The 15,097-nt window shown below is 61.6% G+C and carries 12 protein-coding genes and 1 pseudogene; 6 read left to right on the forward strand and 7 right to left on the reverse strand.

Annotation, left to right across the window (positions count from 1 at the left end; all coding sequences use genetic code 11):
- Positions 1–42: 42 nt before the first annotated feature.
- From EP26_RS30995 to EP26_RS38975, 4 genes and pseudogenes are all read right to left on the reverse strand, one after another.
- Positions 43–588, reverse strand: a complete 546-nt coding sequence (locus tag EP26_RS30995) for an IS5 family transposase (RefSeq protein WP_169747571.1) — start codon at positions 586–588, stop codon at positions 43–45.
- A 57-nt stretch (positions 589–645) separates the two neighbouring features.
- Positions 646–873: pseudogene (locus EP26_RS38970) on the reverse strand (hypothetical protein); the annotation flags it as partial.
- A 97-nt stretch (positions 874–970) separates the two neighbouring features.
- Positions 971–1,252, reverse strand: a complete 282-nt coding sequence (locus EP26_RS38445) for a DDE-type integrase/transposase/recombinase (RefSeq protein WP_052389915.1) — start codon at positions 1,250–1,252, stop codon at positions 971–973.
- Between the two features lie 210 nt (positions 1,253–1,462).
- The gene (locus tag EP26_RS38975) at positions 1,463–1,783 is read right to left on the reverse strand and encodes a transposase (protein ID WP_408735134.1); all 321 of its coding nucleotides are present in this window, start codon (positions 1,781–1,783) and stop codon (positions 1,463–1,465) included.
- A 65-nt stretch (positions 1,784–1,848) separates the two neighbouring features.
- Here EP26_RS38975 and istA point away from each other — a divergent pair, with 65 nt between their 5' ends.
- Both istA and istB read left to right on the forward strand, forming a co-directional pair.
- Entirely contained in the window at positions 1,849–3,135 is a 1,287-nt protein-coding gene (gene istA, locus EP26_RS31010; RefSeq protein ID WP_084113211.1) for an IS21 family transposase, read from the forward strand.
- On the forward strand, positions 3,132–3,926 hold the full coding sequence (istB, locus tag EP26_RS31015; RefSeq protein WP_281177184.1) for an IS21-like element helper ATPase IstB: 795 nt from the start codon (positions 3,132–3,134) through the stop codon (positions 3,924–3,926). Before istA ends, istB begins: the two co-directional genes overlap by 4 nt.
- Here istB and EP26_RS31020 read toward each other — a convergent pair.
- Complete coding sequence (locus EP26_RS31020; RefSeq protein ID WP_052389916.1) at positions 3,918–4,595, reverse strand: IS110 family transposase; 678 nt, start codon at positions 4,593–4,595, stop codon at positions 3,918–3,920. The genes istB and EP26_RS31020 overlap by 9 nt on opposite strands.
- A gap of 331 nt (positions 4,596–4,926) precedes the next feature.
- Between EP26_RS31020 and EP26_RS31025 the strand changes: the two genes are divergently transcribed.
- The 3 genes from EP26_RS31025 (at position 4,927) to EP26_RS31030 (ending at position 13,294) form a co-directional block, all read left to right on the forward strand.
- Positions 4,927–5,271 (forward strand): hypothetical protein, encoded by a 345-nt coding sequence (locus EP26_RS31025; protein ID WP_211259659.1) that lies wholly within the window; start codon positions 4,927–4,929, stop codon positions 5,269–5,271.
- Positions 5,272–10,698: 5,427 nt separating this feature from the next.
- Positions 10,699–11,607: an SDR family oxidoreductase gene (locus EP26_RS38980; RefSeq protein ID WP_084113212.1), complete on the forward strand. Its 909-nt coding sequence runs from the start codon at positions 10,699–10,701 to the stop codon at positions 11,605–11,607.
- A 721-nt stretch (positions 11,608–12,328) separates the two neighbouring features.
- Positions 12,329–13,294 carry an IS5 family transposase gene (locus EP26_RS31030; RefSeq protein WP_043345553.1) on the forward strand — a complete coding sequence of 322 codons (966 nt, stop codon included), beginning with the start codon at positions 12,329–12,331 and terminating at the stop codon, positions 13,292–13,294.
- A 301-nt stretch (positions 13,295–13,595) separates the two neighbouring features.
- Here EP26_RS31030 and EP26_RS36060 read toward each other — a convergent pair whose 3' ends face one another.
- Complete coding sequence (locus tag EP26_RS36060; RefSeq protein ID WP_157034012.1) at positions 13,596–13,757, reverse strand: hypothetical protein; 162 nt, start codon at positions 13,755–13,757, stop codon at positions 13,596–13,598.
- A 693-nt stretch (positions 13,758–14,450) separates the two neighbouring features.
- Between EP26_RS36060 and EP26_RS36065 the strand changes: the two genes are divergently transcribed.
- Positions 14,451–14,705, forward strand: coding sequence for a VOC family protein (locus tag EP26_RS36065; protein WP_157034013.1), 255 nt, complete (start codon positions 14,451–14,453; stop codon positions 14,703–14,705).
- 145 nt (positions 14,706–14,850) lie between these two features.
- Here EP26_RS36065 and EP26_RS37150 read toward each other — a convergent pair.
- A partial coding sequence (locus EP26_RS37150) for a hypothetical protein (protein WP_211259660.1) occupies positions 14,851–15,097 on the reverse strand: 247 nt, incomplete at its 5' end.

Below are 15,097 nucleotides of genomic sequence, written 5' to 3' on the forward strand. Positions count from 1 at the left end.
AGTCGCTTTCAAAGGCTGTCTTGAAAGCTACGGGGTAGGAAGTTACTTGCGGTTTGGGTGAGCGAGGCGGTGGAGCATTAGGCGGATCGCGGCCAGGGTGACCATTGCCTCGGAGACCTCGGGCAGCGTCTCGTAATCCTTGGACAGTCGCCGCCATCGGCCGAACCAGCCGAACGACCTTTCGATCACCCAGCGGCGCGGTTGCACGACGAAGCCTGTGCTGCCTACTGGGCGACGGACGATGATCAGCGCCAGGCCGAACACGAGGCAGGCGAGCAAGGCGGCCAGTCGATTGTAGATGCTGTCGGCGAACACGGCCCGAAGCCAATTGTGGAGTGGTTTCACGCGCTGCAGCAGATCGCCGAGACCGTCGGCGTCCTGGATGTCGGCGGCATGCACGAGGAGGCCGAGCAACAACCCGTCCGTATCCACCGCGGCGTGGCGCTTGCGTCCCTTCAGTCGCTTGGCGGCCTCCCAGCCGCGCGGGCCGCCGCTCTTTGTGGTCTTCACGCTCGGGGTGTCGACGATCACCACTGAGGGACTGGCCTCCCGCCCGGCGCCCTCGCGCAGCATGACGACGAAGGGCATTGTCAACTTGGTGGACTTCGAGGCATGCGCCATCGTGCGGCAGTACGCTGCTGAGCTTCAGGCAGCGATCTGGATGCACGTCTCCTGCCGCCACACCCGGAAGGCTGCGGCGCGAGCACGCCGGTACTGTGCCGCGATCATCAGGTGACGCCGCGGACGGAAGTGGCTGTAGATCATGGCGTGGGATGATAGGAAGCGTTGCGCCTGCTCCGCTAACTTGAACCTCTGCATCTGGCGCTCTCGGCGCCGCGTTGGTCGATGAGAGTTCTCAGCACGGTTGTTTAAGAGCGACTGGTCCGGTGCTTCACCTCGGGCAGGATCTCGCGGTGCGCGACCCCGTAGCTACGCAGGCCGTCAGTGACGAGGCGCTTCGGCTTGTACTTCAGCCCAGCGTGCAGCGCTCGAAGAGGCACTTTGCGGCCGTGGCGTTCCTGCGGTCCTGGACCAGGATGTTGAGCACGACACTGTGCTGGTCCACCGCGCGCCAGAGATAATGCAGCTCGCCGTCGATCTTCAGGAGCACCTCATCGAGGTGCCAAGTGTCGCCCGGCTTGGGCCTGCGCTGACGGAGCTTTCGGGCGAAGTCGGCGCCGAACTTGAAGCACCACTGCCGAATGCTCTCATGGCTGACGACGATGCTTCTCTCGGCCAGGATAAGTTCCACCTCGCGCAGGCTCAGGCTGAACAGGTGGATGCTCCTATATAAGTCAAGGGGCTTATGGGGCGGGGCTCGCTGGCTTCGGAGCGGCGCATAGATGGCCGAAGATTCCCCGAACTATGAACCGCTTGAGGCAGCGGATGATCTCTGCCTTGCTCTTTCCTTCGGCCGTTCGCCGACTGACATAGCGAAGCGTGGGCTCGTGCGCCCGCATTCTCACGACGGCGACGCGGTGCAGAGCAGCATTGGCTGCCGGTTTCCGCTCCGGTTCAGCCGGTGCCTGCTGGTCTTGCCGCTGGAAGCCGGCACTGGACAGGCACCGCATAGCTTTGCCAGGGCAGCCTCCGAGCGGATGCGCTCGGGATTGTCGCCGACCAAGATCAGCATCTCCGCAGCGGTCCCCACCCCGATGCCATGGGCCTCGACCAACGCTGGCGAGCGGCGCTGGACGAGCTTCTGAAGATGGGCATCGTGTGCCCGGATTTCGTCGTCGAGGGCCAGCCAGCGTCGGGCTGTCGGGCGACATGCAAAACCCATCCGGCGGCGACATCAGGAACCCAGCCACCCCTGGCTAGAGAGGGAGAGACAGGGTGTCTGACCAGATGAGCGTTGTTCCGCCCGTGGCCAGTGGGCGGGGGCAGTCGATGAGGATGCCGGACGAGGTGGCGGCGATGCTGCGGCTACGGGATCTGGGCTGGGGCACGCGGCGGATCGCGGCGGAACTCGGTTGCAACCGCGAGACCGTGCAGCGCTACCTCGGCGCGGGCGGGTGGGCGCCGTATCGCACGCCCGAGCGGCCCGGGGCGCTGGCCGGGCATGGGGCGTGGCTGGCCGCGCGGCTGCGCCGCCATCGCGGCAATGCCGACCTGGTGCGCCAGGAGCTGTCGGCCGAGCTGGGGATTGTTGTCAGCCTGCGCACGGTCGAGCGGGCGGTGGCGGACTTGCGGCGCGAGCTCGCGGCGGAGGCGCTGGCGACGGTGCGCTTCGAGACGCCACCGGGGCGGCAACTGCAGATCGACTTCGGCGAGCGTTGGGTGGCGATCGGCGATGAGCAGGTGCGGGTCTACCTGTTTGTGGCGACCCTCGGCTACTCGCGCCGGGTCTATGCCCACGCCTTCCGGCACGAGCGGCAGTCAGCCTGGTTCGAGGGGCTGGAGGGTGGGTTCCGGCATTTCGGCGGCCTGCCCAAGGAGGTGCTGCTCGACAATGCCAAGGCGCTGGTCGAGCACCATGACCCGGCCACCCGGGAGGTGGTGTTCAACGCCCGCTTGCACGCCTTCGCGCGGTACTGGGACGTGCGGCCAGTGGCCTGTGCGCCGTACCGGGCGCGGACCAAGGGCAAGGACGAGCGCGGGGTCGGCTACGTCAAGCGCAATGCCATCGCGGGCCGGAGCTTCGCCAGCTGGGCGGCGCTGGAGGCGCACCTGGCGTGGTGGATGCGCGAGATCGCCGACCAGCGCGTGCACGGCACCACGGGCGAAGTGCCGATGCTGCGGTTCGAGCGCGAGGAGCGGCAGGCGCTGCGTCCGCTCGGCGGCAAGCCACCGTTCCGCCAGATGCGTGAGCTGACCCGCTGCGTGCAGAACGACGGCTGCGTGGACGTCGACACCAACCATTACAGCGTGCCCTGGCAGCTGATCGGCGCCCAGGTCAGCGTGGTGGTCAACGACGGCGAGGTGCGGATCAGCCATGCGGGCGCCGAGGTGGCACGTCATGGGCAACGGCGGGGTCGGCGCGAGCGCGCCGTGGATCGTGCCCACCTGCGCGGCATCGTGGTGGGTGCTCAAGGCGAGCCGCGGCTCGACGGCGTGGTGGAGGCGCTGGCGCCTGGCGCCGATCTCCTGCGGCCGTTGGCCGAGTACGAGCAGGTGACGGGAGGCGCGTGGTGAGCGGCGCCGCGGCATCCTCCCTGCCCGAGATGCTGGGGCGGCTGAAGCTGACGGCGCTGCGTGACCGCCTCGACGTCCTGCTGGACGAGGCGGCTCGACGCGACCTCAACCTGCCCGAGGCGCTGGGCCTGTTATGCGCAGCCGAGGTGGCGCACCGCGAGGAGCGGCGCATCCAGATGGGGCTGAGCATTGCTAAGTTCCCCTATGTGCGCACGCTGGAAGGCTTCGACTTCGCTGCCCAGCCCTCGCTCGATCCCAAGCAGGTCCGCGACCTGGCCGCCTGCCGCTGGGTAGCGAACGGCGACACGCTGCTGGTCCAGGGGCCGCCGGGGGTGGGGAAAAGCCATCTCGCGGTCGCCCTCGGGCGCGAGGCGGTACAGCAGGGCTACTCCGTGCTGTTCACTTCGGCCATGGCGCTTATCACCGACCTGATGAAGGCGCAGGCGGAAGGGCGGCTGGAGGAAAAGCTGACGCGCTACGCCAAGCCGAAGCTGCTGATCATCGACGAGTTCGGCTACCTGCCGCTCGAGCCGCATGCCGCGCACTTGTTCTTTGCCCTGGTGAGCTGCCGTTACGAGCGGGGCAGCAATCTGGTGACCAGCAACCGCAGCGTCAGCGAGTGGGGGATCGTCCTAAACGACCAGGTGGTAGCGACAGCCATTCTGGACCGGCTGCTGCACCACAGCGACGTGCTGACCATCCGTGGCGACAGCTATCGTCTGCGGGAGAAGCGGCGGTCCGGGCTGCACAAATCCAATGTCGCACCGGCTCCGGCCGGGGCATCAGCGTGACCGGGGTGGCTGGGTCTTCGGTGTCGCCGGTGGCTGGGTTCCTGATGTCGTTTGACATCGGGCAATGGCACGCAGGCTGGTCTTGGCCGAAGCCACCGTTGTGGTGACCGCGCCGGGCCGTAGCGCAGCGAGGTGCCGCAACAGCATCTTCTTGCCCCGAAGAGCCTCGAGCTGCTCGCGGAGGGCAGCGGGGGCCTCGACGATGAGTGACTTCAGCGTGAGCATGGCTTGCGTGCGTGCCTTGACCGCGGTGTCACGGGCAACTTTGAGGTGCCTGATCATCTCAGCCTCGCTCCTCCCCGACTTTGGAACGGCCGCGCGATAGCCGCTGAGGAGTGTGCAGGCTGCGACCTCGGCGTCGAGGTGGTCTGCCTTGCCGTGCTGGTGGCGAGCTCGCCTATCAGGCCGGCAGACCTCACGGACGGTATGCCGCCTCTCGCGCAAGAACCGCGACAGGCCCGCGCCGTAGGACCCGGTCCCCTCGATGGCGAAGCTGCGGATGGATCCCAGCGAGGCGGCCCAAGCCTCCAGGTCGTAGTAGCCTTGTGTGCAGGCGGAGACAGTCAACTCTCCCACACGCGCACCAAGCGTGGTGATGGCGATGGCGGTGTGGGTCTGCTTGTGTGTGTCGGCACCGATTATGACGTCTGATGAGGTGGCCTCGTTCATTGTGCCGGGTCTCCGGAACGGGTGAGGGTCCGGCAGTCCAGCAGGGGGACAGGACTGTGATGGGACGAACACCGCCAAGTTCCTATGAGGTCACATCCCGCTTGACCGCCGGTGCCGCTCGGAAGGCCGACAGATCCACCTCAGGACACGCGGTCAGTAGAGATCAGGGGTCAGACCCGCCGAGCGGCCTGGATACTCTCACAGTACAGCCAGACGCCGTGGCTGATATTCTCGGCTGGGAAGCGGTAGCCAGGGTAGGTGGTGGGCTCGGGCATCATCTCGCCAGCATGGCCCAGTCTCTTCGTTACGGCCAGCGACCACGAAGTTGACAATGCCCCTGCTTAAGTTCGAGCCGCAGACCGTGTCGGCGGAGATCAAGATCTATCTAAATCAACCGGTCGTCGCCTTCGGTAAGGCCGTGGCCTACCGGCTATCCCCTCACAAGAGCTATATCGTGGTTCCGGGTACCATCAGCAAAGATGATTTCGGCCGCTTGAAAGCACTTTGCAGTATTCACGGCGTTGGACTCGCCACCTTCAGTCTCAATAAAGATGCGCCGGACTATACAAAGATCGTCTTGCCCACGCAGGCGAGCTCCGACATGTTCTACGCTAACCAAATGGCTCGCCGCCTTCTCGACGCCCAACCGGAGCTGTTTAACAAGCTCTTTTCATAGCTTCGCACTGAAATCAAAGGCAATGCTCTTGCTCCGGAAGAGCCGCTATGGAGCGTGAAAGACCGACGTAGCGCGTGGACGCTGACATGGGTTATGGCGGGCTGATGTCTTCCAGCGGCAAAGCGGGGCCTGATACTATCTGGTCCTTGATGCTGCAGCCAGGAGGACTGTCATGGACCACTATGTTGGGCTGGACGTATTACTGGAGCAGACCTCGGTCTGCATCGTCGACGGCAATGGCAAGACGTTGTGGCAAGGCATAAGAGAACAGAACCTTTGCGCAACGTAGCGCCTCAGCCGAGCAAGCAGCATTTTCGCAGCTGTTATGAGGAACGAGAAATTACAGAACTACTCGGAAGTTGATTGGCCGGTCCAAAGGTCACGTTCAAAGATGATTGCTTGCCGGCGTCAGCACGCCCTTCAATCAGCATGGAAAGTACGACCGAACTGGTCGAGAAACAGCGCATCCGCTATGGCTTAGGTTAGAAATCCACTAGCCTCGTCCCGCTTTTCGCTCTGGATGTGCGATTGTCCAAACTACCTCACTCAATGTCCAAGCGGAGGCCGGGGCCAACATCAATATGCCCCGAAGCGGGCTGAAACTTACGCGACGGCAGTCTGTGCCGCTCGTCGGAGAGTCCATAGGAGGAAGCTGCCATGCGCAGAAGCTCATTAAAATTAGGCGTACGTGCCGCACTTACCACCGCGTACGCCTACTTTGGACTGCTGTCGGCATTCGCGCAACAAGCTCCCCGCATCGGTCCCGAAGCTTACCTTGATCAGGAGGGTTACTGGCCGCCCACCTCGCGACCTGTCAGAGTGTGCTGGAACTCTCCAGAACCGCGGCACGAGGCACAACGGCGCATGGTGCGTTCTGCAGTGAAGGAGCACATCGAAAACCAGTCAGGAGTGGAATTTAATACATCCTGGCCGGCGTGCGGCGAGTCAGATCTGGGCATCCGCATTGCCGTTTCCGATCATACATGGCCTGTCAGTCACGTCGGGCGCCAGTTCGCTCGTGATCCGGACGGGCGATTGCTAAGGCGATTTGGTCACTTCGGGGACTACCAGGAACTGCCAACACAAATGACCTTGAACTTTCAACTTGACGAGTTTGCAGGGTTCGAAAGCTGCCGAGGACGCAATGACGAATGTATAGCGGTCGTCGCTATCCACGAGTTCCTCCACTCCCTTGGCTTCCTCCACGAACACATTCGCCAGGAGGCTGCCAGCCGCCAACCCCGATGCGCACAAGCGTTGCACCCACCACAGGATTTTCATGGCTTCCGACCGTTGCGGGTCGGCGACTACGACGAAAGTTCCATTATGAACTATTGCAACAACATATACCGGGGGGGGGCGCCTCGATTAAGCGTGGGTGATCTAGCGGCTCTACAGCTATGGTACCCGAGGAACTAGCCATGCTGACACTAACCATGCCGAACGGAACGGCATCTTCCCGACAAAGGGACAAACTGTTTCTCCGCTATGGTATCACGGCGCTGACGCTGCTGCTCACAATGGGGGCAGGCACTGCAACTGCGCAGCTGCCATCCTCGCCCGCTGCTGCTTGGACAGCTGAGCACCGCGAAGCACTTGTCTACGTAGAGATGGCTGGCCGGAAGGGCACCGGATTTCTGGTCCGGTCGGAGCGAGGTGGTCTGTTTGTCCTTACCGCTGCGCATAATATATTTGGTGTTGTTGATCCAACCGCCCGCGGCATAAACCAGCAAGCGGTTCCACCGAACACCTGCCAGCCGGTGGATGAGGCGACACTTACTCTCCGGATCGGAAACACTGGCGGCGATCCGGTGTTTGCGGAATGTATAGTATACCTAGGCGGACCGGATCTCGGTGCTATTCTCATAAAGCCACCTGGCCGAATGAACGCGAGTATAGCGGGTATGCGCCTCGGCCGCTTCCGCGACACATCACACCGAAGCCTCGCATTCATAGGCTTTCGATCAGGTTTGCCACTTTCTGAGACGCCCGAGGTGGCCCATTTGGACACCACCGCAGGGCCGCAGGGAAGTATTATATTCCGTGCAACCAGTGCAGGTGGCCTTAGCGGGGCACCATACCTCTCAGCTGAAGGTACCGTAGTTGGGATCCATTCAGGCGTGCTGACCGACGAACGTCCGCGGCCGGGATACGCTGCAATGGTTCCACTTTCAGCTGCTATTGGCGCACTCGCAAACATGGGGCTCCCGCTCGATCCCGCTCCCGATCTTCCACCAATCGAAAGGCGGCCTCTCGGGAACCGAACCTTACCAGGAGATACAACGATACCGCCTATATTTCCTCGTTCGCTCGATCCCTCCCAAGCTCCGAACAACCTCTGCGTCTTTCCTGTTTCGCCCCCGTTAGCGCGAGACCTATATCAAGCCCCAGCCGCATCGTTGACTGGCCGAATCTTTGGGGCTCGAGGTGTACCAGACAACGCGGTACTTGTCGCCGAGCGAGGCATTTGGAGGTATGACGGACTTATACTCTCGCGCTTGAACGTCGCCAATTCTGAGCGCGGCGGTAACGCAGGCACGATACAAGACTGGTTAATCTGGGCAGCCTCCAGCGGAGAGCGATGGTCAGAGCGCCTCATCATTGCACTGGAAAATGGAATCTTTTCACTCGTTTTGCGCGCTGGGGAGGCGCCAGAAGCAACCGAAGTCCCCGGCCGGGCTGCAGGGCGGATCCGAAAATGGATGCGACTCAACGAGCTGAACGCCCTTCTTATTTCCGCCGACGACGGGCTATACGTTTTTAACGGCAACGAATTACGAAAAATATCGAGGCCCGGGTTTGGCCGTGTGATAGAATGGTCGCGCTTAGGAAGCGCAGTGCTTATCCAGGAGGAGCGGGCCTGGTACCATATAACCCTTGATGGCGGGCCGTTAATGCCAGAGCGCTTGACGGGGCCAACGAGGCGATCACGTGTTTTCTGGCGCACGCCGCCAGAAGCTGAGGAGCGACGTACACCAGGATCCTCGCACACGGTTCTACATGCGACCTCTGGACTTAATCATCTCTTGCTTGTTTATGACGGCCGATCCGTAAGCGAGCTAGGCGACATCAGAACTGACATCACACTCGGTGCATACGATCTCAGCTCTGGTAAGACATTGGTAATCGGTCGGCGAGGACTCTCGCTTTACGACCCTGGCCTCCGGCAACTATCCCCTGTGCCAGCGGAGGATCAGGATCAATCGCCCAGCTTCATCCATACATGGTATAAAACTGACTCAGGAGATCTTCTTATTTCTTCTGATTCGGGACTATTCTATTACAAACTCCCCGATGCTGACCGCCCAAATGGTTCTATAACTAAGGCAAGTGGAAACGTGAACGGCGTTATCACAGCGTGGCTGCCCCTCTCCAGTAATTCGCTACTAGTACAGTCTGGCTGGAGGAATTGGCATCACGCTGAACTCGGATGGGGAGGCTGGTCCACGAGCGCGGTCGAATACCATGGAGTCAACCTCAACAGCTTGGTAGTAGCAACCTGGACAGCCATCCCGAACGCAAACGGGGAATTTCTCATTGGCACCGAGAGCGGCCTGCTCCTCTACGAACGTGGCCGTGAACGGATTAGCTTAGTCCCAGGCACTGAAGGGGCAGCAATTTGGCATTTGCACCAGTCTGCCGGCCCAAATCGGGATACATACTACCTCTCCAGCACACGAGGACTGCTAGGCTACAGCCGGAGCGTCGGCGTACAAGGAGCTGCGAGCCGCGTTGATCCGCGAGCTGGTAATGGCATTGTTTACTGGCTGCCCCTTTCCGCGACAGGTGAGATATTGCTAAAGGACCGAAGTAGATTCCTTTATGCACAGCCCGATCGATCGGGTTCGGCGATACTGCATACCCACGGACTACGAATGGGCGTCGAGGCAGCCGTTCGAAGTCAGCTGCGATCCCCCTCCGAACCACGCGACGTTCTGCTGATTGCTGACTATCAGGTTTTTCGAGCACTGCCTGTTACCTCTGGGGCGGTGACACGACTCCAACAGGTCAATTGGCGCGGGTCTAACCAGCTCGAAGTGGCCATTCAGCTGCAACATCCATGCGCGCTGGACGCACGTGAAATGCAGTTGGAGCTTGAAGTCCGCCGAGGCAATGAATTGTTCCGCCTTCCTCTTCCCGCGAGGGCGATCCGGCCTAGTGATGAAGGAGCATTAATTCATGCGACAATTAACGTCGCGCAGAGTCCGGATATAAGCTTTCGCGTTGTCCTACCCGTAGATGACCCGGATAATCGGCTCGATCCGAGCTACGTGCCGCTTGGCGCAGATCTGGCGATCGGAGCAGCAAATTAGTCGCGGATAATATCGTAACTCCATGCAAGATTTATGGATCAAGTAGAAATCCACTACCGGTTGCATGAAGTGCTTATTTTTCCATGATCCTTTTTCATCCACTGGTCAAACCATCCATCCCTCAGCCAAGCCGTTTCAGGCTACCCGTGGGCTGTGGCGGTCCCGTCGCATAGAAACTGCGTATCAGAAGAATCTGAAATGGCAAAGAGGTTGCACGGCGAGGAGGGGTAAAATGGCGGTTCATGTCAAAATGGGCGTTTCGCTTCTGTTGGCCGCCTTCCTTATGCCGGCCGCTGCTGAACAGTCGAGCCCCGTCGATAATGATAGCGTATTTCGACATATAGGGAAAATGAACGCACCGTTCGAGGATAGAGAAGTTGTGGCCTTGGAATGCCAGGGTCACCATTCCCATGACAGGGCGTTCCTGCAAGCGGTTTCTCCGACCGAAGTGCGCGTCACCACTGAGGTTGATGAGAGGAGCCAAACGATATGGTGGCGCGTCCACCATATCGGAGGCGGCTTTTTCGCCTTCCGGAGCACCACTATCAGTACGGCTGAAGCTTGGCTCGACGGCGTGACCGATCTTGGATTAGTGAGGCTTGCTACGTCTGGTGAGTTTACTGGAACAGCTTGGACTTTGCACGTAACAGACCGCGGCTTCGGTTTACGAAACGAGGGAAATGCTCCGGGTCCACGTTGGCTAGACTGCGGACAAGCGACGAAGATGGGTCTCTGGGAGATGTCGTCCGGCCAGCCAGGGCTCGTACACCGTCCTAGTGCGCGGCAAGCTGGCAGCGGCTGGGGGACCGGCTGGGCGATAATTCGCCGTGGCAGCAACTAGCATCGTCTGGTTGGCGTCTTCAGATTGGGACCGATGCTCGACCTTGAAACTCGCAGGCATTTGCAGGGATGTTAACAGCGACGCTGCTTTGTCCGTTAACTGGCATACAGTTGCCGCGAAGATGCAGGGGCGAGTACGGCTCGCTTGGCGGGCCCGGAGATGCCGGCGACACGGCTTTCAAAGCAGCTGAGAGTAGCAGGCCCGTGCTGGAGGAGGTTCAGTCGGACCGACCAAGCGCGTTTCTGCTAAATTCGCTCAGAATGGGGGGCTCAAATGCCGTCGCGTCGATCGTTCACATCTTCTGCTGTCCTTGGGGCCGGCATATCCCTTGCGAGGGACGCTGTGGGGCAGCCACATAGCTCTTCGCGTCCACTGCTGGGGAAGTCAGCACTCGTCACCGGGGCAGCCAGGGGAATCGGCCGCGCGATTTCGATCACACTCGCGCGGCATGGCGCCGATGTAGCTTTGCTTGACATAGCTGACCCCAATGCAATCCCAGCCGTGCGTGGGTATCGCCTCGCCAGTTTGGAGGACCTTCAAGAATCTGTACGCCTCACAAGCGCTGAAGGAGTGAGGACTTTGCCTCTCGTTGCTGACATTCGTGACCGTGCAGCAATCGAGGGGGCGACGAGACGCGCGGTTTCAGAGTTCGGTGCGCTTGACATTCTGGTTGCAAATGCTGGCGTCGCTGTAGATGACCGGTTGGAAACCTTAGATCCCGAGAGCTGGCGTGCTGTTGTGGACGTGAACCTAACAGGCACTATGCAAACAGCTCTAGCTGCTTTGCCTAGTCTCAAGAGGCCCGGGGCGCGCATCATCATTATCACATCTCTTCAGGCTCGGCTGGGGGTTCCCGACTCAATGAGCTACTCAACTACCAAATGGGCGCTTACCGGGATGATGAAGTCCCTCGCTGCTCAGCTTGGCCCCGAAGGGATTACAGTTAACGCGGTCGCCCCGACAGCAGTCGATACAGCTATGTTGCGCCGTACCGGTGGCGGATTTAGCAGCGGAGATGCAGGTACGAATGCGAAGGCAATGCAAAATGCCCTTCCTGTTGGAGCCCTTCGACCGCAGGATATCGCCGATGGAGTTGCATTCCTCGCAGGGCCAGCGGCGCACTTCATCTCTGGAACCACCCTGGATATAAATGCAGGCCGATCTGCGCAGATCACAGCGTGAAAAGACCATGCAAAACGCCGTGGTGAGTCGACACGTAATCCACACATGGAGTTTACGTTAGTTTAGCCTACTAGATTATGGGCGATGTTGCCATCCGAGATTAGATTGGCATTGTATTTAATCAGCCGTGAAATAGGCTGAAAGTGGAGGATTTCTGCGGATTTACGACGCTTGGGAAGTATGGCTTTGTCAGGTCTCGCGCCGGTAGGGCATTTGGCCGGCTGGAATAGGACTGTTAACCTCCCGAGGCGAGGGAACGGGGGTCAGGAATGGACTGTGTAGCCTGTGGCTCCGCTGCTGTGGCGGAGCGGCCTGAGCGTACCGCCCAGGGCTACCGCCGGTTCCGCTGCCGGAGCTGCGGCAAGCAGTCCAACGAGCGCAGCGCCGGGCCGCTGAACCAACCCAATACCCGGCCGATGTCATCGCCCTGGTGGGTATCTGTTCTCTTATGGCGGGCTTGGAGATCAAGCCCTTTATTCACCTGCCTTGCGGCGAATGGCGTCCCGGCCGGATCACGGTTCTCTCCGCGGTCGGCATGGGCCGCCGCATGATGGTGTCGGAAGCATTGGCCTCGTGATGTCAGAGACGCGGTCACCCAATCCTTGGATCAGGGCCGCAACAGAACTCCCGCGATGGTATCTTGTTGCATAGGTCGCTCGGTCGGGCGCCTTGGAGTAGCCTGGCAGAGAGGGGAGCCCTCGAGCCGTGAGGGACGCCCGGCATGCCGTTCAAGGTCAACGCCGATCGCCGGCACCACATCCCCAAGCAGCGCCAGAAGGTCACCAACTCAGCTGAGTACGATGCCGGGCTGCGCGCCCGTGGCAGCCTGACTGTATGGTTCACGGCCGAGGCGATTGCAGGGTGGCGCGCCGAGGCGCGCACTGGCCGGGGTGGCCAAGCGAAGTACTCGGACCTGGCGATCGCAACCGCCCTGACGCTGCGTGCCTTGTTCCGCCTGGCGCTGCGCCAAACCGAAGGCCTGATTGGCTCCATTCTGCAGCTGCTTGGCCTCGACCTTGCGGTGCCGGACCACTCCACCCTGAGCCGTCGGGCCGAGACGCTGGAGGTGCCGCGGCCACGCTGCGGGCGCGAGCCGGTGCACCTGCTAGTGGACAGCACCGGCCTGCGGCTGTGCGGTCCCGGCGGTTGGCTGGAGGAGAAGCACGGCACCAAGCGGCGCCGAGCCTGGAAGATGCTCCACCTCGCCACTGACGCCGACACCGGCCAGGTCGTCACCTCGGTGTTGACCAGCAAGGATGCCGATGACGGCTCGCAAGTTGGCTCCCTGCTCGACGGGGTCGACGGTTCCGTGGCGTCCTTCACCGGCGATGGAGCCTACGACCGAGACGACGTCTGTGCCGAGGTTGCGGCGCGGCATCCACATGCCTCCATCATCGTTCGGCCGCGTGCGAATGCGGTGTCGAGCGGCACAGTCGAGACCGCGCCGACACAGCGGGATGCACATTTGCGCTGTATTGCCGAGCGTGGGCGCATGGGCTGGCAGCAGGCGTCAGGACACAACATTCGTGCCCTGGTGGAGGCGGACATCTCAAGATGGAAGCGCGTCATCGGTGACGGGCTACACTCACAAACTGATGGACGCCAGACGACCGAGGTGGCCATCGCTACCAAGGCGCTGAACCACATGCTCGAGCTTGGGCGGCCGGAGTACATCCGGACCGCATGACCCTAGACGCGAGCAGGGCTCAGTGTGTCCAGGCCGCTGACCCGTACAACAAGATGTCTTCCGATCCCTTCGCCGTCCCGAGAGCGAGGGCAAGCTGCTGCGCCTTAATCCCCCGCTGGACCAGAGTGCGCTTGCTAGGATCTTCAGTGTCGCCCCGGAAGAAGCGTACCGGCACGCCGTCGATCAGGAAACTGCAGTGATGGGTGGGGTCGAGTACGTCGAGCCAGCGATAGCGCCTGGGCGCCGCGGAGGAGGCGATCAACTCAGTCCTCAGCTGACATGGTCTGCTTGGGTCGCCGGATCAGAAGTCATCGCCCAAGGCGTCAAGGTCGATCTGCTGGATCGAGAACCAGACTGGCTCTGGGCTGCGCGCCGCGGTCCGCAGGAGGGGTTTTGCCGCGGACAGCAACTCCTCGAGCGAGCGGAAGGGGTTCACCGCTTCCTCGCCGTCGCTGGTCCGCATCAGCAGGGCGTACCCAGCCTTGCCCGCCCGCGGTGGTGACACCGGTGCGGCCGGCTTTGACGCTGCAGTCCGTGCAGCCCGACTGGGAGTGACGGCTCTTGGCTTTGGCTCTGTGCGGGCAGGCTCGCTTGGCGAGGTTGGTGGTGGCCCCGCCGGCTCAGTTGGAGGCAAAACTGGCGCATTCGACGCCAGCGGGAGCGAAGGCAGGGGTTCCGGCGGTCCCGCGGGCGGGGCAGCAAAGAGGTCGACCGTGGTAGCCCGCGCCGCCACGGGTGCGTCATCAGCGTCGGCTGTGACTGGCCCTGGCGGTGCCGGGGCTGGAGCAGCCTCGCTAGTGGCCTGACGGCGCAGCTTGCTCAGGATGGCGTAGATGTTGGCGGGCGTGCAGCCATAGGCCGCGGCAACCTCGGCCACCTTGTGTCCCTCGACATCGACCCTGCGGACGATCGTCGCATGCTCCTCACGCGGTATCCTTGGCATTCTGCCCTCGTTGCCCGACGCTGCTGAAACGAAAAATGAACCGACGAAGTCTGGCGGTATCATGAGGAGCAGCGGATTCAAATTTGAACTTGAAGTCCAGCGTTGGGCAGTTTGCCTGTCAGCCTTTGAGCATGCTGCCGTTGGGAGCAGCTTTGGCCCAATGCATTTCGCGACACCGTGGGGCAATTTGCCCAGACAGCGAGGGCGTGGTCGATGCTGGCCCTTTATGCCCGGCTCGTCGGCCTGGGCGCCACCATGAACGTGCCGCCCGGCGAAGTCCTTGGCTGGCGCTTTTACATCCTCGTTCCCGAAGTCAACGATGCTATCGGGCGCCTGACGAGCGCTGGGAGACGCGTGTTGAGCGGCCCCGACCAGATCTCCGGCGGTGATTTTGCCGTGGTTACAGAGGATCCATTTGGTGCTCGCTTTGGCCTCGTTGGTCGCCGGCGCGAAGGAAAGACGGTATGACCCGCTTTACCTCTATCCTCTGAAATGACGGATCCGTTTGAAGAGAGGGCCCAAGTTTGTAGGGGTAGTATTGATTTTGGCTCACCGTTCGCGGGTGTTTGCCGTAATGATCATTAGCGCACTCGGCAGTGTCACCGCAGGCGCATCAGCCACACTTCGAGCACGTCCACAGGCCACGTGCTTCCCGGGCCCGCTCGACGAGATACCCGCAGCGGATGCAGTTGGCGCCGTCATCGCCGTCGGCGAAGGGGTCCGCAAAACGCCGCACCCTCACCTTCGGCAGACGTGGCTTTGCATCACGTCGGTCGAGGCCCTCGATGGCCTGCGTGCTGTTCGGCCTTTCGCCGGGCTCAGCATCCGCCGTTGCTGGCTGCTGCACCGATGGCTCCCAC

Source organism: Belnapia moabensis DSM 16746 (assembly GCF_000745835.1).
GTDB lineage: Bacteria > Pseudomonadota > Alphaproteobacteria > Acetobacterales > Acetobacteraceae > Belnapia > Belnapia moabensis.

Coding starts and splice junctions, on each gene's coding strand:
- EP26_RS31030 (WP_043345553.1), top strand. CDS start 12,329: ATGCCGTTCAAGGTCAACGCCGATCGCCGGCACCACATCCCCAAGCAG.
- EP26_RS38975 (WP_408735134.1), bottom strand. CDS start 1,783: ATGGGTTTTGCATGTCGCCCGACAGCCCGACGCTGGCTGGCCCTCGAC.
- EP26_RS36065 (WP_157034013.1), top strand. CDS start 14,451: ATGCTGGCCCTTTATGCCCGGCTCGTCGGCCTGGGCGCCACCATGAAC.
- EP26_RS38980 (WP_084113212.1), top strand. CDS start 10,699: ATGCCGTCGCGTCGATCGTTCACATCTTCTGCTGTCCTTGGGGCCGGC.
- EP26_RS31020 (WP_052389916.1), bottom strand. CDS start 4,595: ATGAACGAGGCCACCTCATCAGACGTCATAATCGGTGCCGACACACAC.
- istA (WP_084113211.1), top strand. CDS start 1,849: ATGAGCGTTGTTCCGCCCGTGGCCAGTGGGCGGGGGCAGTCGATGAGG.
- EP26_RS36060 (WP_157034012.1), bottom strand. CDS start 13,757: ATGCGGACCAGCGACGGCGAGGAAGCGGTGAACCCCTTCCGCTCGCTC.
- EP26_RS30995 (WP_169747571.1), bottom strand. CDS start 588: ATGCCCTTCGTCGTCATGCTGCGCGAGGGCGCCGGGCGGGAGGCCAGT.
- EP26_RS31025 (WP_211259659.1), top strand. CDS start 4,927: ATGCCCCTGCTTAAGTTCGAGCCGCAGACCGTGTCGGCGGAGATCAAG.